This is a genomic window from Mesorhizobium sp. L2C084A000 (genome assembly GCF_000502875.1).
Taxonomy (GTDB): Bacteria; Pseudomonadota; Alphaproteobacteria; order Rhizobiales; family Rhizobiaceae; genus Mesorhizobium.
The window spans coordinates 54,288-76,181 of sequence record NZ_AYWX01000009.1; the positions used below are offsets into that span (position 1 = coordinate 54,288).

Sequence of the window (21,894 nt, forward strand, 5' to 3'; positions counted from 1 at the left end):
CCGGCACCTGGTGGTTGCATTGCCAAGGCACCAGCGCATAATTCAGCTGTGTCGAGACCGCCCAGGCCAGCGGACCTGACAGAAGACCACCCCAAGACGTTCCCAACCGCAACGCTCGCATCTCAGCCTAGCCTCGGCGCCCAATAGATGAGCACGTAGATCGGGATCCAGGTCAGGACCACGAAATCCCAGTAGAAGACATTGTCGCCGACATCGCCGAAGCGCCGGCCGCTATAGCCGTGGCGCGTGAACATCAGCACCATCAGCACGATGGTGTCGCCGACATCGGTTATGAGGTGCGTGGTGTGCAGGCCAAGCAGCACCCAGAGCATCGATCCATAGGCGTTGGTGTCCCAATAGATGTTGAGGGCGGGGAATTCGAACCAGCGCACGACGAGCGGAGCGATGCCGAGCAGCGACATGACCACCAGGCCGATCCGCACCGGAATCATGGAGCATTGCTTGGCGTGGCGGTGGAGGACGTGGTTGGGCACAAGGCTGACGACAAACAAAATCATCACGATCGTTCCGGGCCAATGGTTCGGCTGCGGTGCGCTAAGCCGCCATGCTGGCCATGACAGCGCAAGGTAGAGATACGCGCCCGCCGCCAGCGCGAAACCGGTGCCTTCGAGCGCCATGAAGCCCAACGTGCCCCACCAGGTCGGGCTATGCGGACCATGCCCGAAGGTCGGCAGTCCTGAAAGATCGGCGGCAACTCGATGCTTCATTCCTGGTCCTCCGGATCGCCCTTCGGCCAGAACCAACCGATCAACGTGATGGCGATCGGCGCGGCGCCCCAGACGATGGCCCAAGGCGTAAAAATCGAATAGAGAAACGTACCACCGACGGCGAGCGCCGCGAAAAGAGGCCAGATCGACGGTGTGGCCGATTTCTCACGAATGTCGGGATGAGCTTCCGCCACGGTGGAGATGAGGAGCTCGCGCGCATCGACGCGGAGCCCGGTCGCTACAGGGAGCGTCTCGCGCTCGGCCCAGAGCGGCTCGATATGGGTGACGATGGGAATGCGTGCGAAATTATAGCTCGGCGGCGGCGAGGATGTTGCCCACTCCAAGGTTCCTGCGTCCCACGGATTGTTGCCGGCCGAGGTGCCTTTCAACGCGCCATGCACAAGATTGAAAGTAAACAGGACAAAGCTCAGGAAGAAGAGTAGCGCCCCTGCCGAGATGAAAAGGTTGATGTTGCCCCAGCCAAGCTCGGCCGGATAGGTGTAGACCCGTCGTGGCATGCCCCATAGGCCGACGAGATGCATCGGGAAAAAGGCCGCATTGAACCCGATGAAGGCCAGCCAGAAATGCCACCGCCCAAGGCGTTCGCTCATCATGCGGCCGGTGATCTTCGGGAACCAGAAATAAGCCGCGCCAAGCAGCGGGAACACCGAGCCGCCGATCAGCACGTAATGGAAATGCGCGACGACGAAATAGGTGTCGTGCACCTGAAGATCCAGTGGCACCGAGGCGAGCATGACGCCGGTTAGCCCGCCGATGACGAAGATGAAGAAGAAGCCGAAGACAAACAGCAACGGGGTCCGGATTACCGGTCTGCCATCCCATAATGTTGCCAGCCAGCAGAAGATCTGCACGCCGTTCGGAATGGCGATCATCATGCTGGACGCGGTGAAGAAGCTTGCGCCGAGCTTCGGCAATCCGGTGGCGAACATGTGATGGACCCAGAGCCCGAACGACAGGAGGCCGACAGCGAAGAGTGACAGGACAAGCCCGAGATGGCCGAATGTCGGTCGCCTGGCGAAAGCCGGGATGATCGAAGAGACCATGCCCGTCGCCGGCAGGAAGATGATGTAAACCTCCGGATGGCCGAAGAACCAGAAGAGGTGTTGGAACAGCAGAGCATCCCCACCCTCCGCCGGGTTGAAGATGTGCGTGCCGACCAGCCGGTCAAGGATCAGGAAAGTCGAGGTGATCATCACCGCCGGCATCGCGAAGACGACGACGAAAGAAGTGACCAGCATCGCCCAGACATAGAGCGGGATCTTGTCCAGCGACATGCCGGGGGCCCGCTGCTTGAACACCGTGACGATGGTTGCCACCGCGACGGCCAGTGACGACACTTCGGTATAAGTGATCATCTGCGCCCAGACATCGGCGCGCTTGCCCGGTGCGAATTCGGGGCCGGACAGCGGCACGTAAGCGAACCAGCCCACATCAGGAGCCATGTTGAGGGCAAAGGACACCCAGGCGAAAGCGCCGCCCGAGACGTAGATCCAATAGCTGAACGCGTTCAGGCGCGGAAACGCGATGTTGCGGGTGCCCACCATCAGCGGCACCAGGTAGATCCCGGTCGCCTGCACGATGGGCACGGCGAACAGAAACATCATCGTAACGCCATGCATGGTGAACAGCTGGTTGTAGAGGTCGGGCCCGATCAGGCCGCGTTGCGGTCCCGAAAGCTGGATACGCATGGCGACAGCGTTGAGACCGCCAAGACCAAGGAAGACGAAAGCGGTGATCAAATAGCGTCGTGCGATTACCTTGTGATCGACGCTCGAGAGCGCTCCGACGATGCCGGACGGCGTCCGCCAGGTGCGCTCGAGCCAGCGATGCAGGCTGGCATCATCCATGCCCGTATCGCGGGGGCCGTCACGTTCGGGAGCAAGGTCGCCCTTGGCGGGGTCTGGTTCCGGGATGTGGCGGTCGCCTGTGACATCGGCGCTGCTCATTTCAGCCCCTCGAGATAAGCGACGATTGCGTTGAGCTCGTCGCCGTTGAGATCTGCCACTGGCATGTGGGAACCCGGCTTGATGCCTTGCGGGTCGGCTATCCAGGCGGCGAGATTGCCGCGGCTCATCGTCAGCGTTCCGGCCGCCAATGTTTTCCGGCTTGCTATGTGGGTGAGATCGGGAGCCACCGTTCCGCCGGCCGGCGTCCCCCCGATCCTATGGCACATCACGCAGGGGCGCTTGAGGAACAGGTCCGCGCCGGCCTTGGCCTCGCCACTCGCCGGCGCGCCGGCCGGCTGCAACTGGTCGTTCAGCCAGGCATCGAATTTCGGACGCGGCTCAGCGATGATGAAGGTGCCCATATTGGCATGCTGCGCACCGCAGAATTCAGCGCATTGACCACGGTAGACGCCCGGCTTGTCCGCCTTGATATCCAGCACGTTCATGTGGCCGGGGATAAGATCGAGTTTGCCGGCCAAGCTTGGGATCCAGAAGGAATGGATCACATCGGTCGAGGTCAATAGCAGCCGCACCGGCTCGCCGGCAGGGATATGGATCTCGTTTGCCGTCGTCAGGATGCGGCTCGGCGTAGCATCCTCGTAGCGCAACTCCCACCACCACTGGTGCCCGGTCACCTTGATTGTCAGCACAGCCTCCGAGCCGATCGCAGCAAGCGTCCTGTTGGCGAAAAAGCTCAGCAGCGTAAGTCCGATCAGGATTATGGCGGTCAGCCCGACAGCGGTGACAACCACGCGCATCTTGCGGCGTTCGGCCCCTGCGTCGAGTAAGAGGGGCTCATCGCCGGGACGCGATCGCATGACCAGCGGTGCTGCGAGCGCGATCATCACCAGCACCCACACAACCGCGCAAAGCGCGGTGAAGAACCAGATCAGCCAGGCCAACTCGTCGGCTGCGGGGCCTTTCGGGTCCAGCGCCGACTGCCAGCCTGCGCATCCCTGCAGAAGCAGGACACAGAAGGGGGCAAGCGCCATGAAGGCGAGCCGTCTCACGGCGACTTTCCCAGCGTCGCGGCATCCGGCAGGCGGTTTTCAGACGGGTGCACCATCATATCGTCGTTGCGCTGCGGCGCGGCGGAGGAGGGCGCGTTGCCGCTCAGTGCGCGTACGAAGGCCGCAAGTTCCCAGATTTGGTCGTCGGGTATCTTCTGGCGGAAGCTCGGCATCCCGTTTGGTCGCCCGTCGCGGATCGTGGCATGGATGCTTTCGATCGAGCTGCCGTAGAGCCACTTTTCGTCCATCAGCGCCGGGCCCATGCCGCCACCGCCATTGGCGTGACAGCCCGAGCAGTTGAACCAGCCGAACAGGCGCTTGCCCTCGCTAAGGTGAAAGGCGTTCGCCTCGAAGCTCGCCGCCTTGTTGTCACTGGCGGAAGGCCGCTGGCCGCCGGGCTCAAGCGCGGTCACCGGTGTCGGCTGTTCGCCTGAGCCGAGCGCCGATTGTGGCCGGGTATCGCGCTCCTCACGCTGGCAGGCGACCAGGACCAGCGTCAAGGGCAGCAACATCGCCAGAGCCTGCCTCATCGCGCCGGATTCCCGGCCATGTCCAGACGCGGTACGCCGTATTGCGCCAGAACCGCGTCGATCTCGGCCTTGTGTCTGGCAAGCGCGCTATTCACATCGCCACGCAGCGCATCGTCCTCGCGCCGAACACCCATTGAGATGTCGTACATCAGCGGCAGTTGCGGTCCGTCGATGCGAGGCGTGACCGGCGTGATCCGGAGCGACACCTTTTGCCTCTGGGCGAAATAGCCGGCGAGCGGACCCCAGACCACGGCAAGATCAATCTCACCGTTCGCGACAGCTTCGACGATGCGCGCCGGAGGGTTGGGAGCGGAGTAGTCGCCATAGACGGGATAGCCGATCAGATGTCCGATGATGCCGCGGCGGCCAAGCGCTTGGACAGGCGGCGAGTTGGCGCCATCGTCGCCGATGAGCTGAACACCGATGCGCAATTCTCGCAACCGCGGGTCGTTGAATGAGGCCACGTCCGGGCCGTCCTGGCGGGTCACGAAGACATAGGACGAACGGTAGTAAGGCGTGGTGGTGCGCAGCATTTCGAGATTGGCAGGCGTGCCGGGCACGAGATCGCAAAGGCCTGCCTTCAGCGTGTTGCGGATGAAGCCACGGCGCTGCGCCCACCAAGTATACGTCAGCTTGGCGCCGAGATCAGTGGCGATAATTTCCGCGATCCTGTTCTCGAAGCCTTGACCGGCCGCGTTGGAAAACGGCATGTTGTTCGGGTCGGCGCACACTCTCAACTCACGTGCATTGGCAATAGCCGGCAAGAGCAATAAGGCGAGCCCGGCCATGCCGATCGCCACCCGTTGGAACGCCTTGCGCGTCGGACGGACGGTCAAGTCCAATCCATCAAGGAAGCCGGAACACATAAAGCGTGCCTCCCGCCGTGGTAGCGTTCTTCAGATCCTTCATCGCGTTGACGAAGCCAAGTGCCGCGGTGGCATCGCGTGGGTCGAGGTCGCCCGAAACGATGGCGCCGGCCCAGCCACCGACGCCCGACAGAATTGCGACATATTGGTGCCCATCGGGGCCGCGATAGGTGATCGGCTGGCCGATGATGCCGGACGATGTCTTGAACTGCCAAAGCAGATCGCCAGTCCTGGCGCTGACGGCCTTGAACCAGCCTTCCATGGTGCCGTAAAAGACGACATCGCCGGCAGTGACGACGGTGCCGCTCCACACCGGAAAGTTCTCCTTCAGGACCCAGGCCGGCTTGGCGGCGGCAACATCCCAGGCGGTGAAGGCACCACGATTGCCGCCCGGCCCGGGGATCATGCGTACGTTCATGCCGACATAGGGTGTGCCTGCGATGTAGTTTACCTCGACGCCTTCTTCGTCCATGCAGAGATTGTTGTGGGGGATGTAGAGCAGGCCGGTCTTCGGCGAAAAGGCCGATGGTTGCCAGTCCTTGAGGCCGGACGCTGTCGGGCAAATATCTCGGACCACCTTGCCGGTGCCGGTTCTCTTGTCGGGGTTTGCAATCAGCCGGCCGGTCTTCAAATCGACACCCTTGCTGGAATTGACCGGGCCATAGGCTGTGGCAGACAGCACTTCGCCAGTGGTTCGATCGAGGATATAGAGGTAGCCATTGCGTTCCGGTCGGACCAGGACCTTGCGCGGCTTGCCTTGCCAGGTCATGTCCAGAAGGATCTGCTCGTTGATGCCGTCATAGTCATGGAGGTCATGCGGGCTCCACTGGTAGAACCACTTCGCCGCTCCGGTATCGGGATCACGCGCGAAAATACCGGACGTCCATTTGTTGTCGCCGGGCCGCAAATCCGGATTCCACGGTCCTGGATTACCTGTGCCGTGGAAGATCAGGTTCAAGTCCGGATCGTAGGAGATCCAGCCCCACATGTTGCCGCCGCCGATCTTCCAGGCTTCCGGCGGCCATGTCGTCACGCCGAGGTCCTTGCCCTTGTCCATGTCGTAGTGGGGCTTGAAGTCCGGGCCGATCAGCACATCCTTGTCGGGCCCTGTGCCATAAGCTGTCCAGACAACATGTCCGTCTTCCGCATCGAGCGCCTTGACCCAGCCGCGGACGCCCATTTCGCCGCCGGAATTGCCGACCAGAACTTTGCCCTTCACCACCAGCGGCGCCATGGTGATGGTCTCGCCGATGTTGATGTTGCCGATATGAGTGTTCCAGATCGGCTTGCCCGTATTGGCATCGAGCGCGATCGTATGGCCGTCCAGCGTGTTGAAGAAGATGCGGCCGTCGGCGAAGGCCGCGCCGCGGTTAACGACATCGCAGCAAGCCACCCCTTGTGCCGCCGGCTCGGGGTTGGGCTCGTACTTCCATTTCATCGGCGCACCCGGCCTGGAGAGGTCAAGTGCGTAGACGATGTTGGGAAAGGGCGTGACGATGTACATGATGTTGCCGACGACCAGTGGCGCTGCTTCCTGGCCCTTGTTCACACCGGTCGAGAAGGTAAAGGCGACCTGCAGGTTCTTGACATTGCCTTCGTTGATCTCGGTCAGGTCGCTGAAGCGGGTCGACGCGTAGTTCTTGGCCGGCATCGTCCATTGCCCGTCGTCGGGTGGCGCTGCGGCGGCGGGCGGCGCAATAGCCGCTGCCGATGGGGGCTCCGAGGCACCGCTCAGGAATGGGCCGCATGCCAGCAGCATCACCGAGAGTATGCAGGTGCGAAAAGAATTCCAGATCGCCAATGCGCGGGCGCCTCGTCCTGCGTCAACGCGCGCCGGTGCCGGGTGCAGCATGCCTTTCATTTGTGGATCGAACCTCCCACGCCGGCGCCGAGCTCCGCCGCGATGTCAGCCTCGGTGCCGGCACAAAGCGGATGGCCCCAGCCCGATGCGCTTTTGCCCCCGGGATCGAGATCGTAGACGATGGCGTCCTTGCGATTGGGATTGACCCCGGCAGGAACCTTGTCGAGGCCGAGCGCCGCGCGAACACGCCAGGCGACATTGTGATCGGCGCATGAGGAATCTCCGGAGACTCCGATGCCTCCGACGATGCTCTTGCCGTCATAGAGGGCAAGCCCGCCGCCAAACACAACGACGCCTCCAATCGGCTTGCCGACTAGGGGATCGCTGGCGCTTCCGAACGTTTTGGGATCGCCCGCATAGGCCGCGGCCTGGTTGACCGGATTGGTTTCCTGCAAGCCGAAAAGCGGCCCGCCCGGCTGCGCCCCCGCGTAGAGATTGGCCGTCGATAGGGCCATCTGCGCCAGGCTGAGCCCATTGGCCGTATTGGCCTTCTCTGCCGCGACGAGGCGACTGCCTGGCCATTGCGAATCGGCGGTGGGACCGCTGAAAGCGATCGCGCATACGGCGCCGTCAAGGGCGACGATAGCGGCCCATTCGTTGGTCTCAAAGCCACCGTTGGCAGGTCCGCCGCTTGCTTTCACATTGGCCTTGAGGACAGCGAGCAGCCTATCGTGGTCGGCCGGGCAGGGCGCCTGTGCCATGGCTTGGCCCTGTGGGAACAGGCCATCCGTCAACAACACCAGACCAAAGGCTGATAGCAAAAGCTGACAGCGATACATTGTCCTGCCCATTCGTTCGAGCATCAAAGAATCCCGGAGCACTCTGGCAGACTGGAAATGCGAGAATGAAACCGTGATCCAATGCCGTCGGTATTTAACTTGGGCGATGCAGCTATGTTCCTGCTTCTGCAAAAAATTGCGCAGCCCCTCGTACGCCGATGCAAGTTGCCGTCTGTCCGTGTCGCCGGCGGAATATCCGCGGCCGAGATTGTGCTACCTGCTGTGATACGTATTGTGATACGAACAACACCCGGGAGGAAGAACAAACGTAATAAAAACAGTTAGTTGATGGGCAGACTGACCCAGCCAACGGTACCATCGGCTTTCCTCATAAAGCATTGAATTTAGTGGATGATCGCCCCTCCGTTGCAGGAAGCGGTCGGGATCATGCTGCCCAGAGAGATCAGGGATCACGGAAGGCGTGTGGTTCTCCGTATACCAGCCGTGACGGAGAAGAACGAACGGCAGACCCGAGGTCCGCAACGCAGCTTGACCTTTTGCAACGCTGCGCTGAAGCGCTTGAGGGGTTTTGAGCTATGGCGTTCCGGATGGGTGTCGCATCGGCCCGAACTGCGAGGTCGATCCTGGCTGCGTAAATTAAACTCGTTGACGATGTCCGCTTCTGGCTGTTGGGACGCTTGGTCTTATCGTCCAACTGGGGATCGTATGAGAACGGCAGCTATCTCAAATGCCTGCCGAGACCTGACAGTCGGTTACAGCCCGTTGCCGCCGGACTGCTTGCGCCCGCTTTTGGTCAGGCGAAATGCGTCAAAAGATGTTCGATGACGCGCTGTGTAGCATCGATGTCTGCCATGCTCAGCCCTCGGCGATGATCGCTAGTGCCTATGCAAAGCTAGCATCAAGGGAGGTCAGCGCCTCAATCGCTCCGTCATATACGCTGTCGAGTGTCGCTCCCCAGCCGTCTGCTGCGCCACGAGTATCGATGCCAAAGCGGGCGAGCGCCTCCTCGATGCCGGCGTCGATGCGCCCAGCCAATTTTACGCCAGATTCGTTCCAACTTTGTGCGGCGTCTCAGTTGGGCGAACGCCGATAGATACTCGTTTGACAGGAAGAACAATGACCGTTCTCACTTGGTCACGAGCGTCTGTTGGTAGAAGGATCGTTGACAGAGGCGCTCTGGGGCCATAGCGTATTGGTATAACAGGTATGCCAATGATCGGAGTTCTGATCAAGCCGCGGAAGCTTTCGGACGAGGTTGCAGCGCACCTTGAGCGGATGATCCGCGAGGGAGAGCTGGCCGAAGCCGACCGGCTCCCATCCGAACGGGAACTCATGCGGCAGTTTGGGGTCGGGCGCCCTTCAATCCGCGAAGCCCTGCTGCATCTGAGCAAGATGGGCCTTGTCGAGGTGAAATCCGGCGAGCGCGCCCGCGTCACTCGGCCAACGCCCCAATTCGTGATCGACGCCCTCTCGGGGCCGGCGCGTCACATGATTTCGGCCCCCGGCGGGGTTCATGACTTCCAGAGCGCGCGTTTGTTTTTCGAAGTCGGTCTTGCCCGCAACGCCGCCATCAATGCCACCCCAGAAGATATTGAAAGTCTCAAAGAGGCGCTTGAAATCAACCGACAGTCGATCGGGGACCTGACGCGCTTCGAGCGCACCGACGTGGACTTCCACTACGTGCTGGCGGTGATCACCCGCAATCGAATCTTCACAGCTATCCACGCGGCGTTGGCCGAATGGCTGCTCGAACAGCGGCGCACGACTTTGGCCAAAGGTGAAGACCGCAAGGCCTATGAGGCTCATCGCGAAATCTTTGATGCCGTCGCCGCGCGCGATCCAGACGCCTCCGAAGCGGCTATGCGCAGGCATCTGGAATATGTGTCCAGGCGCTATCTGGAAATTGCAGGTGCCAAGTGATGAGGGGCTTCGTGGTCTGGGTCGATTTCCGCCTCAAGCCGGGTGCCCGGGGCAGATTCCGCGAACTTGTGGACGCCAATGCAACCGCGTCGATGCGCAGCGAGGCCGGCTGCCGCCGCTTTGACGTGACGGAGGCGCGCGGCGAACCGGACCGGGTCCTGCTCTATGAGATTTACGATAGCGAGGCCGCATTCGAGGAGCACTGCCGCACCGCTCACTTCGACGAATTCAATACGCAGAGCGCGCCGCTCGTCGTGACCAAGTTGGTGATGACCTGCGACCTCGTTCTTGAGGCCACGCATTGACGAGAACTAGGCGGATTGGCCCTTTTGGGCGAACGGGAGGAAGTGCATGTCAGAGCCAAGTCTCAGGGCGTTAACTTCTCACAGGCGGGTCAAACTTGGTACGCTCGTCGCCGAGTTCGCGACGCCGGGTATAGGTCACATCCTGAAGTCCGCTGGCTGTGACTTCGTCTTTTTCGATATGGAGCATTCGGGCTTCAGCCTGGAAACGGTGAAGAGTGCGATCCGCTATTTCGAAGCGGCCGACCTGCCGGTTATGGTGCGTGTGCCATCGCAGGACTACCATTTCCTTGCCCGCGCCATGGACATGGGGGCCGAAGGCCTGATCGCCCCGATGGTGAGTACCGTCGAGCAGGCGCAGCACATCATCAATTCCATGAAATATCACCCTGCCGGCGTCCGCGGCGTGGCGCTGCAGATCGCTCATGACCGCTACCGTCCGGGCTCGGTCGCTGATAAATTCTCAGCCGCCAACAAGCGCTCGACATTCATCTGCCTGATCGAGACCGCCGACGGCGTCAAGAACATCGACGGCATCGCGGGACTGGACGGGGTCGATTGTCTGTGGGTCGGACATTTCGATCTGTCCGTCTCGCTCGGCATTCCGGGCGACTTCGCCCACCCCACTTTCACCGCTGCAATGGCCAAAATCGTTGCAGCCGCCAAGAAGCACAACAAATCGCTTGGACGCCTGGTGCCCAACGTCGCGCAGGGACACGACTTCTACGCACAAGGCTTCGATTTCATTTGTTATTCGGGCGACGTTTGGGTCTTGCACGACGCGATGGCTGACGCGGTTTCCAAAATCCGGGCCGGGTGCCAATAGAGCGGAGGAGACGATGGACAGCGTGAAATTCAGGGTGGCGCTTTCCGGTGATTTCCGTAAGCCGGACGGCTCGCCGACCTATCCAGATTTCGATCTGGAGCCGCTGCGCAATGCGGCGGGCGTCGAGATGATGTTCCTGGAATCGAACAGTCCGCTTCGCGCCGACCAACTTGAGGATTTCGATGCGCTGATCCTTCTCGCCCATCGCTTCGATTCCACGAGTGTCCCCAGGAGCGGCCGCCTGGCCGTCGTTGCCCGCTTCGGGGTCGGCTACGACACTGTCGACGTTGAGGCCTGCACCGCCGCCGGCATTGCCTTGGTCATCACGCCCGATGGCGTGCGACGGCCCGTCGCCGTATCCGTCATCACCTTCATGCTGGCACTGACCGGCAAACTGCTGACAAAGGACGCGCTCACCCGCAAGGGACCTCATGGCTTCCAGGAGCGCTCGGAACATATGGGCGTCGGGCTCGTCGGGCGTACGCTTGGGTCGCTGGGCATCGGCAACATCGGCGCCGAGGTCTTCCGCTTGGCGAGGCCCTTTGACATGCAATTCATTGCCCATGACCCGTTCGCTGACAAGAGGATTGCTGCCGACCTGGGCGTCGAACTGGTCGGGCTGGAGGACCTGTTTCGCCGCGCCGACGTGCTGTCGGTGAGTTGCCCGCTGTCGCCGCAGACCCACCACATCGTCAATGCTGAGCGGATTGCCCTGATGAAGCCGACAGCTTACCTGATCAACACCGCGCGCGGCCCGATCGTCGACCAGAAAGCGCTGACACAAGCGCTGCAGGCGCGCCGCATCGCGGGGGCCGGTCTCGACGTGCTCGAGCCGGAGCCTCCCGATGCAGACGATGCGATCCTCAAACTCGACAATGTCATCCTGGCGCCGCACGCGCTTTGCTGGACCGACCAGTGCTTTGCCGGCAACGGTGCCGCCGACGTCAAGGCGGTGATCGAGGTGCAACACGGTCGCGATCCGCACGGCGTGGTCAATCGCGAGGTGCTTTCGAGCGAGCTGTGGAAGACCAGGCTGTCGGGGCTCGCGGCCCGCTTCGGAACCTAGGAGGACGCTGATTTTTGGTGCGCCGCCGCGGCCCCCTTGCGGCGACTTTACGGGAGGAATGCTCGACCGCCGCGCCCGCGGACGAGTGAGGCAAATGGAAACGGGAGGACCAAGCACTATGAACGATCGTGACAAACGTGACTTTCAGGCAGGTCTCGAAGCAGAGGTCGACGCCTTCATGCGCGGCGAAACCACCCGCCGAACTTTCATAACCCGCTTCGGTCAGATGACCGGCATGTTGGCTGCGTCTGGCCCGATGCTGGGGATGATGACCGATTGGGCGGTGGCGCAGCAGACGCTGGAACTGGCGGACGCCACCTCGCCGCTCGGCCAAGCGCAGGCCGCAGCCCTGAAAGCATCGAAGGAAGGCCCGGCGGACGGTTCCGCCTTTCGCGCGGTGGAGGCCGCCAAGGCGCATTCGGGCGTCACCCTCAACATGACCTACGAGGCTGGCCTGCAGGCACTCGATCCGCGCAATTTCAGTGGGCCGATGTGGGAGCAGCTTACCGGGATGAAGTCGAATGTCGTCGAACTGTCGAACCCTGACCAGTACTCCAAGGCAGTCGCCGAGCACATCGCCGGCTCGGGTGCCTATGACGTTCTCGACATCTCACCGGCCTGGACACCGTCGCTTGCCGATGGCGGCGTCATTGCCCCTCTAGACGACTACATCGCCAAATACATGAACCCGGCAGACCTCGAGGACTATCATCCCCTGTACAAGGCGCTGCCGACCTACAAGGGCAAGATCTGGGGGTTCTTCGACGACGGCGACATGTTCGCTCTCTACTACCGCAAGGACATCTTCGAGGATCCGAAAATGGTGGAGGCTTACCAGGCGAAGTTCAACGCCAAGCTTGGACCGCCGAAGACCTGGGAAGAATATGCCCAGATCGCCCAGTTCATTACCGACCAGATGGCGCCAAAGGTTTATGGCGCGGGACATTTCCGCAAGGCGGGCAGCCCTGGCAATCAGTTCGACTTTCTGCAGCAGTACCGCGCCAACGGCGGAAAACTGTTCGGAGACGACATGAAGGCCGGCTTGGTGTCGGATGCCGGCGTCAAGACGCTGACAAACATGCTCGCCGCAAACAAGGCCTCGATCCCCGGTAACAACGAGCTCGACGCCGTTTCCTTGTGGGCGGCTTTCCTGACCGGCAAAGTCGCGATGATCTATTCCTGGCCTCCTAGCGGCCGTATGGCGGCGAACTATTCGCAGTCCGCCACGGCAATCAACTTCATTCCGCAGTCGCAGATCGCTGGCAAGGTCGGCTATGCCGTCGTTCCGGGAAATCCGGAACATGCGACCGGCTACAACAAGGCACTGTCGGCGGATTCACCCAACCCAGAGGCGGCGTATCTGTTCATGCAATGGGTATGCTCGCCACCCGTCTCGCTGGCACGTTGCATGCTGCCCTATGCGCTACGCGACCCATACCGCATCTCGCACTTCAAGTCCGAGCTCTACGGCGCGCTCTTCCCCAGTGCCAAGGAGTACCTTGCCAACCTCAACAACTCGGCAAATGTCGGTCTGCTCGATCCGATCATGCCGGGCGCGCAGGACTACTTCTTGAGCATCGACCGCATGTGCACCGCGGTGTGGGCTGGGGCGGATGCGAAGGCGTCGCTTGAAACGGCGGCCGCCGAGTGGAACGAGACGACCGACCGACTGGGTGTGGATTCGCAGAAAGGCTTCTACACCGAGTTCTTGAAACTGCCTGGCGCCACTGCCGACAACACGGTGGAAAAACTTGGCATGGCCGTCACCCTCTGAGGGGAGGCATGCTGTCTGGAGCAATTGGTGTTGCGGGCGCTTGGCTCGCAACACCTCCCCGCTAAGCGGCGATTTTTGGATACGCCTATGCAGCCCACCGCCACGATCCGTCGCTTGAAGGCCGCCGGCGCACCGCCCCGGCTGTCTGCCTTTGCCCAATGGGCAGACCGTCACTTCAAGTGGCTGCTGGTGGCGCCCGCGGTGCTGCTGATATTGGCGCTCTCGATCTATCCGCTTCTGTTCTCGCTGGTGGTATCTTTCATCAACTACGACTTCCAGGTGCCGGGCCACGCCTTTGTCGGATTGAAGAACTTTGAGCGGGTCGTGTTCGATCCAGTAGCACGTTGGTCGCTGTTGCTGACAGCATGGCTGTCGGGCATCAGCGTCGCTATCGAATTCGTGCTCGGTCTCCTGGTGGCGCTGACAATGGTGCGCAGCTTTCCGGGCCGCGGTGTGATCATGTCGATCCTGATCGTGCCGCTGTTCATCAGCCCGGTCATCGTCGGCCAGGCCTGGACGCTGCTTTTACAGCGGCCTTTCGGACCGACCAACTATATCCTGACGCAACTATTGGGGCAGGAGGTTACGATAGGATGGATGACGGAGCGCCCGTGGCTCTATATCTCGCTGATCATCGCCGATGTCTGGCAGTGGACGCCGTTCATGTTCGTCATCCTGCTCGCTGGGCTGACCGCAATCCCACCCAATCTCTATGAGGCGGCAGAACTTGACGGCGTCAACGCCTGGCAGGCTTTTTGGGCGATCACGCTCCCGCATCTCGGGCCGATGATGCTGCTGGCCCTGACCTTCCGTCTGCTCGACGCAATCCGTATGTTCGATACCATTTTCATCATGACAGGCGGTGGCCCGGGAACACAAACTTACACGGCCTCCTATTATCTCTATACCGTCGGCTTCACGCAGTTTCATCTATCGCAAGCAACAGCAGGAAGTTGGCTGTTCCTGATCTTTACGGCGCTCATCGTGACGTTGCTGGTGCGTCGGCTCTTGAAGGTAGAACCGGTCTAATGGCCGCCGTCGCGCCCGCCCGCCGCAGGAAACGCCGGTCGTTGCCGATCGGCCGAATTCTGCTGCTGGGGTTCTTCCTGGTGTTTGTGCTGTGGCCGCTCTACTGGATGTTCAACACCTCCATCAAGCCCAGCGACGACTACCTCACCGTACCGCCTGTCTGGTTCCCTGCCGCACCGACGCTTGTCCACTACGAAGCTGCGCTGTTCACCTATCGCGGTCTCGACGGGCTTATCAACAGCCTGATTATTTCGCTTTCGGCGACGGTGCTTTCGGCACTGATCGGCACGCTGATGGCTTATAGTCTGGCGCGCTACAACACGGGCGGCCGGCATCTGTCCTTCTGGGTCCTGTCGCAGCGCTTCCTGCCACCGATAGGCATCGTCCTGCCGGTATTCCTTATCTATCGTGGCGTCGGGCTGTACGACACCCATATCGGGCTGATCCTAGCTTACACGGTCTTCACGCTACCGGTGTCGGTTTGGATGATGTTTGCCTATTTCCGCGGCATGCCGAAGTCGATGGAGGAGGCGGCCCTCGTCGATGGCTGCACGAGATGGGAGGCGTTCTGGCGCGTTGCCGTGCCGCTCGCAGCACCAGGCATCGTCGCGGCGGCTGTCTTCGCCTTCATTGCCTGCTGGACGGAGTTCTTCTTCGCTCTGATTTTGACCAGCCGAACTGCCTTTACGCTGCCAACGGTCTTCCGAGCCTTCATCGGCTTCCAGGGCGCACAATATGGTGAAGCCGCAGCCCTTGCCATTGTCTCCCTTGTGCCATCGATCGCCCTTGGAGTGCTTGCTCAACGACATCTCGTGCGCGGGCTGACGCTCGGCGCCGTTCGCGGATAGGAAGGGAAGGCATGGCCGAAGTCAGAATCACCGGCTTGCACAAGCGCTACGGCGCCTTCCATGCGGTGCGCGGCATTGACCTCCACATCCCCGACGGCGAGTTCACTGTCCTGGTTGGACCCTCCGGATGCGGCAAGAGCACTCTGCTGAGGACCATCGCAGGACTGGAGGAGAGCTCACAAGGCACGATCGAGATTGGCGGCGAAGTGGTCAATGATTTCCGGCCGCGCGATCGCGACGTGGCAATGGTGTTTCAAGATTATGCGCTCTATCCGCATATGAGCGTGGCCAAGAACATTGGCTTCGGCCTCAAGGCTCGCAAGATGCCGAAGCCAGAGGTCGAGGTGCGCGTGGCCGAGGCGGCACGCATGCTTGGCATCACTCCCTTGCTGGGGCGTTTTCCGCGTCAGCTGTCCGGTGGCCAGCGTCAGCGCGTCGCCATCGGCCGCGCCATAGTCCGCAACCCCCTCATCTTTTTGTTCGACGAGCCACTGTCCAATCTCGACGCACAGCTTCGCGACGAAATGCGCGGCGAAATCAAACGCCTTCACCAGGACATTGCCACAACGATGATCTACGTCACCCATGACCAGATCGAAGCGATGACGTTGGCTGACCGCATCGTGCTGATGCGCGACGGGTTGATAGAGCAGCAGGGCGCGCCACTCGAGTTGTTCGAGCACCCGGCCTCAACCTTCGTCGCTGGGTTTCTGGGTTCGCCGCGGATGAGCTTCCTGCCAGGCAACCTTGCCTTGGACGGAAGCGCCGCCGCCATCCGGCTCGCGGACGCGCTGCTGCCCTTAGCGCCGGGCAGGGGGCTGAAGGGCGTCGCAGACGGACAGCAGGTGCTGCTCGGGTTGAGGCCAGAACATCTCACTCGGGCGCACACTGCCACACCGGAGCAGGGCACGTTTCGCTATGAGGCAACGATCGACCTGCTGCAGCCGACCGGCTCGCGCAGCTACGCGACATTCCGACTGGCTGGCGCGCCGGTGATGGCTGAGCTGCAGGCGCACGACGTCAGCCGTCCGGGCGAGAAGCTTGCGATCGACATCAACATGAACCGGGCCTCGATCTTCGACGCCACGACGGAGCGGGCAATTTGACCTCGACAGCTTCCCTGGCAGTCCGCTTATGTGGCACCGAACAGCACGAGGCACCGCTGCGCACACTGCGCGCCGGATCCTTGTCGGTCGCGTTCGACAATGGGGCGTTGCGCTACATCCGCATCGGGACGATCGAGATCTTGCGCGGAATCTCGTTTCTTGTACGGGACGAAAACTGGGGAACATGTACCCCCGTTCTCGATGATCTGCGGATCGACGAGAGGCCGGATGCGTTCGCCATTGAATACCGTGCAACATGTGCCGCAACATCCGGCCGCCTGGTTTACCGGGCACGCGTCTCGGGCAGTGGCGATGGTGCGCTGTCGTTTGTGACAGAAGCAGAGCCTGAGACCGACCTTTTGACCAACCGGACCGGCTTCGTCGTGCTGCATCCCATAGCAGATTTGGCCGGCAAGCCGGTGCGGGTCCTGCATCAAGATGGTCTCGAAAGGCTTTCGCATTTTCCGGACTTTATTGATCCGGAATGTCCGTTCACCGACGTGCGCGCGTTGTCACATGAGATCGCGCCTGGGATCTGGGCCACCTGCACCATGGATGGTGATGCCTTTGAGATGGAGGATCAACGCAATTGGTCTGACGCATCCTATAAAACCTATGTTCGTCCCTTGCGTCGCCCGTGGCCCTACAGACTGCCCAAGGGCCAGAAATTCACCCAGGCCGTCCGGCTGCATATGTCGGGGACGCTTCTTGCGCCGATGTCTGAAAATCCTGACCCGCCGATCAAAGTGACGATTGGCGGACCGGCCGGCCGAGTGCCTCGCATTGGCGTCGGCGTCGCCGCCGACGAGGCCAGGCACGCCCTTGGAAACTCCGATCTAATTCGGCAATTGGCTCCGCAGTGGATAGCCTGCCAGGTCGATCTCCGTCTCGGGCACGGCCACGATGAACTTGAACGGTACGCAGCGCTGACTCGGTTGATTGGTGCAAGCGTCGTGCTGGAGATCATAACCAGGGGAACGCTGGATCCCTTCGGCGAGTTGAAGCCAGTCGCGGATGCTGTCCGTCGCCTCGGCCTCAATCTAGAAGCTATCTGCGTCTTTCCGGCGCAGGACATGAAATCGGTACAGCCGGGAGCAGCATGGCCGGCCATGCCGAGCTTCCAGGAAAGCTACTCGGCAGCGCGCCGGGCTTTCCCGGGTGTACCGGTCGGCGGCGGCATGGCCGCGTACTTCACCGAGCTCAATCGCAAGCGCCCGCCAAGCGAGGCGCTCGACTACGCGACCTTTACCACCTGTCCAAGCGTGCACGCTGCCGACGATGTGTCAGTGATGGAGACGCTTGAGGCCATTCCCCACCTGATCCGCTCTGCCCGTTCCTTCATGGGCGAATTGCCGCTGCGTGTGGGTCCCAGTCAGCTCGGCTGCCGCGAGAACCCTTACGGTGCCTCCACGGCGCAGAACGAAGCGAATGGTCGCGTCTGCCTATCGCGCATCGATCCTCGTCAGCGCGGGCTGTTCAATGCGGCCTGGATCGTCGGCTATTTCGCCGCATGCGCTCGCGAGGGCATCGAGGCCGTCGTCTTCGGTGACTTCACCGGTCCATTTGGCCAAATCCATAGGAAGGCTGATTTCGTGCAGCCATGGTTTGACCAGCAGGATTCCCGAACGGTCTATCCCGCTTTCCATGTCTTGGCTGGTCTCTCAAAGCTCGTCGGAGCCACCTTGCTGTCCGTAGGAACTTTCGGCGCTGACGGCGTTGTGACGATCGCAGCTGAAAACGATCGGGGCGTGACCCTGTGGGTCGCTAACCTCACCGCCAAGACGCAATCTGTGCGGCTTTCGGATGCGCCGAGCAGCGCCCGTATTGCTCTTCTCGGCGCCGAGCAGTTCGAGCAGGCGGCAACCGATCCCAACTTCATGGAAATTTCCGCAAGACCGCTGGATGACCAATTCATCTCGCTTGACGCCTACGCCGTCGCGCGAGTCGACCTCGATCGGCCGTCTTCGGCCTAGCCCGATCTTCGCTTAGTTGGCCAAAACCCCAACAAAGATGAGGGTGATAGTTCTATGAGGCCCTAAGGCCGCGCTTGGGATCCATCTCGCTTTGACCCCCAACCCCATCGTTGGTCAATTCAAAGGCATAGCGCGCGAAAGCAGCAGATGATTGAGACCTGGTCTGCCGTGCAAAACGTCCGTGAGCCTGGTTTGCTCTGGCTGCGCCGGGCAAGCCTCACGCGCCTCAATGCCCCCTGGCCACTACGTGCGCTTCAGCATGTGCCTGGAAACCCGTTCACCGAAACGATTTTCAGGTCAACAAAAGTCAACATAATCGTAACACCCCATGGAGTGGCACCGTTTGCATCTTGATTCATTCAAGCGGATTGTTGACCCATTCAAACCCGTCCGAATATGTCCGTTGAGGAGTCAAGTCATTCGTTGAGCGCCGACGATTGCCAAGCCAATTTGCTAGGAATCAGCCGCAGCTCTCCACCTCTCCCAACGATACCGCTGCGCTTCGGCTATCCTATCCTTTCCTCCTTGGGATGTGGGGCCTGTACTCAGCCCACCATGAAACCGACATCTGAGCTTTCCAGGCACAGCTGCGTTTCTGCATTCCGTCCCCCTCCTAGTTTTAGCTTCGCATGTCTCGGTGTAGTCTTGGGCCAACTGGTTCTGTCCTCCATGTTCGATCCTTCGCTCCAACGCGGAACAGGGTAGCTTCGCCGCTCGCGGCAAACATTTTTCAAAATGGTTTAGGTAAGATTTTTTGTTTCGTTGGATTTCCGTCTTGTATGGTCTCTATCTCTGTCTCTGTGTCGATAGGGTATCGATGGGGTATGGATAAGGTATCGATAGGGTAGGGCAGCGACAGGGTCTCGATAGGATGGCTCACTGAGAGCGTTTCAAAGACCCAGCATTTCGGACGATTGCGGTATTATGAATACCCGATTTGAATGGGAGTACCTCTGATTCATCTTTTAGCTTTACTGGGCAAAGCCGCTCAAGCTCGGATAGCGCCGCTCCACGAACTCGCTTGCTTACAATCTTGTCGATTTGCATTATCACGCCAAGCCGATGTTTTTCACCCATCGGCGGGTTATCTTTGAACCAGTCGATAATGAAATATTCTTCAGTCTTTGGATCGTAGATGACAAAACGATCTTCGATAAGGACAGTTCGAGCCAATGACAGCTGTTTTTCATTTAGGCGGCTCTCTGCAATGGCATGAGCATCGGGGAGCTGACAGCAGCCCCCACTGGTCTGGTACGGAGACGTAAGCAGGTAAACGTAAAAATGGTGGCTCTCCAGAGCTGGCAAAAGCACGGGCCGCTTCGATCCCGTCCAGCGTCGTAGAAATCTTAGCCGAGGCTCGGCATCGGTGAGAAACAGCGCCTGCAGGCGGTGGAACGCCTCGTGGTAGGCCGCATTGGGCCGGCCGCTGTCCAGCGCGGTACGATTGCGTCTCTAGGCGTGTAGTAGCCGCCGGCGGTGTCCGTCCGGTCGCTCCAAACTCAGGCGCGTCTGCTCGGTGTCACCGTCGACGGCACCCCAGCCGCATAGGCCGATTTCGCTGCCTTGGGGCGTAGACCCTCGAAGGCTTTTCGCGCGAAGTCGCCCGTCTCTTTCGACTGTTGCCGAAGCAAGTCGAGCTCAGAGGGCGTCAGCATCACGGAAGTCGAGGATGTACTCAGCTTCGGAGCGGATGAGGGCCGAAGGCTGGAGATTGAGTTCTTCCCTAACGACATCGCCATACATCCTTCGGCCTCTCGGATTTGTTCTCGGCTCACGGCCATTAATCGGAGAGCACCGCATATACAAGCGTGACTGTACCCCTGAGAGCGCATACGTGCCGTTGTTCGAGCATCTGGAGCGCGCCGTCGAGCTCAAGCGCGCCACGATGATAACGCGGCGGTCCTCACCGCAATGATGCGCGGGAGGTCAAAGATGCGCCGGCGGTTTGAACGCGATCTTCTTCAGCCAGAACTGCTTTTGCTCGAGCGTCGGGCCAGAACGGTATTTTGGCCGATGCCATTTGTGGCCCATCAGCATGGCCACGACCTTTTCGGGCGCCTCCACGGCCGTCAGCCGATCCTCGTATGTGTGCCGCAGGCTGTAGAGAGAGTGGTCATCAGTCGGCAGGAGATTCGCATTGTCAAGAAACTTGTTGACCAAGGCAGAGAGCGAGTCGGCCTTGTCGAGATAGCGCGGAAACCCTTTGGGGTGGAGCTTCATTACGGCGAGCGCGCAACCCACGAGCGGAATGTCGCGCAGGGAGTGGTCTGTCTTCAACACGCGTCCATCGGGCCTCACCTGCACATGTGGCACCGCGCATCTAGCAAGATGCGGTGCGGCAGAAGGTTCGCCGCCTCCGACAAACGCATGCCGGTGTCCGCTATCAGCAGCACAAGGTGACGGGCCTCCTCGTTGAGTTCCGCCAGCGCGCGGTCGGCAAGGATCTTGTCTTGGACGAAAGCCGCTTCGAAAGCCGCTCGTTGGACCGCGACCTGTCCCGATAGCCGCAATTTCTTGAACACCGGCGGCAAATTCAGCTGATGTGCCATGTCGACAGTGGTCAGCATCTTCGACACGTGGCCGATGTCCTTGTTTGCGGTGCCGATGTCGAGACTTTCCACGCGTATGCGTTTCTGCCACCACTCGCGAAATTGTATGGCGTGGCTCCGGGTGAGGGCGGCTATGTTCATGTCGCCCACAACCTCGATAAGGTTGCCAACGGCGCGCTTTTTCGGATTGCGCCACTTTCGGAGCTGGTTCGGGGACATGGCATTGAGGCTTTGGGCCTCGATCTTCTCGAATTCTGCAACCAGCCCCGTGAGGCGGATCGCCGGCCGCTCCTCACCACCCAGGGCGGCCGCCACCTCCCGCTCGTCCTCAATGACGTTCCTGTCGAGGAGCAGTCTAATGCGGTCGACAATATCATCGCGCGCGCCTTCAGCGAGCTCGGCATTCGTCTGATAGACCAGCCTCAGGGCTTTCGCCCGCTGCTGGGCCGCCTCGAAACGCAAGCGAGCTTCGCCAGATTGACCGTCGCGAAGCCCTCCCCAATACGCATCGAGCTCGACGTGGAGGCGCTGCACTACTTCCTTGGCACGAATGCCACGGGGATCGTTTACGATCGGAATGTCGGTGCTGATGCGGACCAGGACGCGGCGATCGAGCTCGGCGAATTCCTTCGGAACACGGCGAACGAGGTACCAGGTGCCGTCGCGCTTATGCGCCTTTGGCGGATCCTTCCGCGCCATTCCATCCCCTGGCGTTACACAGATTGTTACACATAATAAGGGGCATGTTGCGCGAGCAAGGTCAATAGGAGGTTCAAAATGCTAAAAAGGTGGGTTGCAG

Annotated in this window: 19 protein-coding genes; 9 read left to right on the top strand and 10 right to left on the bottom strand. The window is 60.8% G+C overall.

Going from position 1 to position 21,894, the window contains the following annotated elements:
* Nucleotides 1-122: 122 nt before the first annotated feature.
* Genes X735_RS147940 through X735_RS147910 form a run of 7 tightly spaced genes read right to left on the bottom strand, consistent with a single transcriptional unit; the run spans nucleotide 123 to nucleotide 7,663 of the window.
* Nucleotides 123-728, bottom strand: a complete 606-nt coding sequence (locus X735_RS147940; RefSeq protein WP_023811928.1) for a cytochrome c oxidase subunit 3 — start codon at nucleotides 726-728, stop codon at nucleotides 123-125.
* On the bottom strand, nucleotides 725-2,695 hold the full coding sequence (gene ctaD / locus X735_RS147935) for a cytochrome c oxidase subunit I (protein WP_023811929.1): 1,971 nt from the start codon (nucleotides 2,693-2,695) through the stop codon (nucleotides 725-727). Before ctaD ends, X735_RS147940 begins: the two co-directional genes overlap by 4 nt.
* Nucleotides 2,692-3,687, bottom strand: coding sequence for a cytochrome c oxidase subunit II (coxB, locus tag X735_RS147930; RefSeq protein WP_031213477.1), 996 nt, complete (start codon nucleotides 3,685-3,687; stop codon nucleotides 2,692-2,694). Before coxB ends, ctaD begins: the two co-directional genes overlap by 4 nt.
* A 14-nt stretch (nucleotides 3,688-3,701) precedes the next feature.
* On the bottom strand, nucleotides 3,702-4,235 hold the full coding sequence (locus X735_RS147925) for a c-type cytochrome (protein WP_023811931.1): 534 nt from the start codon (nucleotides 4,233-4,235) through the stop codon (nucleotides 3,702-3,704).
* Complete coding sequence (locus X735_RS147920; RefSeq protein ID WP_023811932.1) at nucleotides 4,232-5,101, bottom strand: substrate-binding domain-containing protein; 870 nt, start codon at nucleotides 5,099-5,101, stop codon at nucleotides 4,232-4,234. Before X735_RS147920 ends, X735_RS147925 begins: the two co-directional genes overlap by 4 nt.
* Entirely contained in the window at nucleotides 5,082-6,962 is a 1,881-nt protein-coding gene (locus X735_RS147915) for a methanol/ethanol family PQQ-dependent dehydrogenase (RefSeq protein ID WP_023811933.1), read from the bottom strand. The genes X735_RS147920 and X735_RS147915 overlap by 20 nt, the downstream gene beginning before the upstream one ends.
* Nucleotides 6,959-7,663: a heme-binding protein gene (locus X735_RS147910; protein ID WP_081734901.1), complete on the bottom strand. Its 705-nt coding sequence runs from the start codon at nucleotides 7,661-7,663 to the stop codon at nucleotides 6,959-6,961. The genes X735_RS147915 and X735_RS147910 overlap by 4 nt, the downstream gene beginning before the upstream one ends.
* Before the next feature lie 1,251 nt (nucleotides 7,664-8,914).
* Here X735_RS147910 and nanR point away from each other — a divergent pair.
* From nanR to X735_RS12195, 9 genes are all read left to right on the top strand, one after another.
* Nucleotides 8,915-9,622: a transcriptional regulator NanR gene (gene nanR, locus X735_RS147905; RefSeq protein WP_023811936.1), complete on the top strand. Its 708-nt coding sequence runs from the start codon at nucleotides 8,915-8,917 to the stop codon at nucleotides 9,620-9,622.
* Nucleotides 9,622-9,927 carry a putative quinol monooxygenase gene (locus X735_RS147900; RefSeq protein WP_023811937.1) on the top strand — a complete coding sequence of 102 codons (306 nt, stop codon included), beginning with the start codon at nucleotides 9,622-9,624 and terminating at the stop codon, nucleotides 9,925-9,927. The genes nanR and X735_RS147900 overlap by 1 nt, the downstream gene beginning before the upstream one ends.
* Nucleotides 9,928-9,973: 46 nt before the next feature.
* On the top strand, nucleotides 9,974-10,750 hold the full coding sequence (locus tag X735_RS147895) for an aldolase/citrate lyase family protein (protein WP_081734881.1): 777 nt from the start codon (nucleotides 9,974-9,976) through the stop codon (nucleotides 10,748-10,750).
* Between the two features lie 13 nt (nucleotides 10,751-10,763).
* Nucleotides 10,764-11,816: an NAD(P)-dependent oxidoreductase gene (locus X735_RS147890; protein WP_023811939.1), complete on the top strand. Its 1,053-nt coding sequence runs from the start codon at nucleotides 10,764-10,766 to the stop codon at nucleotides 11,814-11,816.
* 118 nt (nucleotides 11,817-11,934) lie between these two features.
* Nucleotides 11,935-13,590 (top strand): extracellular solute-binding protein, encoded by a 1,656-nt coding sequence (locus X735_RS147885; protein WP_023811940.1) that lies wholly within the window; start codon nucleotides 11,935-11,937, stop codon nucleotides 13,588-13,590.
* A 27-nt stretch (nucleotides 13,591-13,617) separates the two neighbouring features.
* Nucleotides 13,618-14,619 carry a sugar ABC transporter permease gene (locus tag X735_RS147880; RefSeq protein WP_245273236.1) on the top strand — a complete coding sequence of 334 codons (1,002 nt, stop codon included), beginning with the start codon at nucleotides 13,618-13,620 and terminating at the stop codon, nucleotides 14,617-14,619.
* Nucleotides 14,620-14,660: 41 nt separating this feature from the next.
* Nucleotides 14,661-15,467 (top strand): carbohydrate ABC transporter permease, encoded by an 807-nt coding sequence (locus tag X735_RS147875; protein WP_245273237.1) that lies wholly within the window; start codon nucleotides 14,661-14,663, stop codon nucleotides 15,465-15,467.
* Between the two features lie 11 nt (nucleotides 15,468-15,478).
* The gene (ugpC, locus tag X735_RS147870) at nucleotides 15,479-16,573 is read left to right on the top strand and encodes a sn-glycerol-3-phosphate ABC transporter ATP-binding protein UgpC (protein WP_023811943.1); all 1,095 of its coding nucleotides are present in this window, start codon (nucleotides 15,479-15,481) and stop codon (nucleotides 16,571-16,573) included.
* Nucleotides 16,570-18,546 carry a hypothetical protein gene (locus tag X735_RS12195; RefSeq protein WP_023811944.1) on the top strand — a complete coding sequence of 659 codons (1,977 nt, stop codon included), beginning with the start codon at nucleotides 16,570-16,572 and terminating at the stop codon, nucleotides 18,544-18,546. The genes ugpC and X735_RS12195 overlap by 4 nt, the downstream gene beginning before the upstream one ends.
* Before the next feature lie 876 nt (nucleotides 18,547-19,422).
* Here X735_RS12195 and X735_RS1000000168765 read toward each other — a convergent pair.
* The 3 genes from X735_RS1000000168765 to X735_RS01000000165970 form a co-directional block, all read right to left on the bottom strand.
* Nucleotides 19,423-19,857 (bottom strand): hypothetical protein, encoded by a 435-nt coding sequence (locus tag X735_RS1000000168765; protein WP_155930582.1) that lies wholly within the window; start codon nucleotides 19,855-19,857, stop codon nucleotides 19,423-19,425.
* A 615-nt stretch (nucleotides 19,858-20,472) separates the two neighbouring features.
* Entirely contained in the window at nucleotides 20,473-20,823 is a 351-nt protein-coding gene (locus X735_RS1000000169850) for a hypothetical protein (RefSeq protein ID WP_245273238.1), read from the bottom strand.
* Between the two features lie 17 nt (nucleotides 20,824-20,840).
* On the bottom strand, nucleotides 20,841-21,794 hold the full coding sequence (locus X735_RS01000000165970) for a hypothetical protein (protein ID WP_245273239.1): 954 nt from the start codon (nucleotides 21,792-21,794) through the stop codon (nucleotides 20,841-20,843).
* Nucleotides 21,795-21,894: the final 100 nt, after the last annotated feature.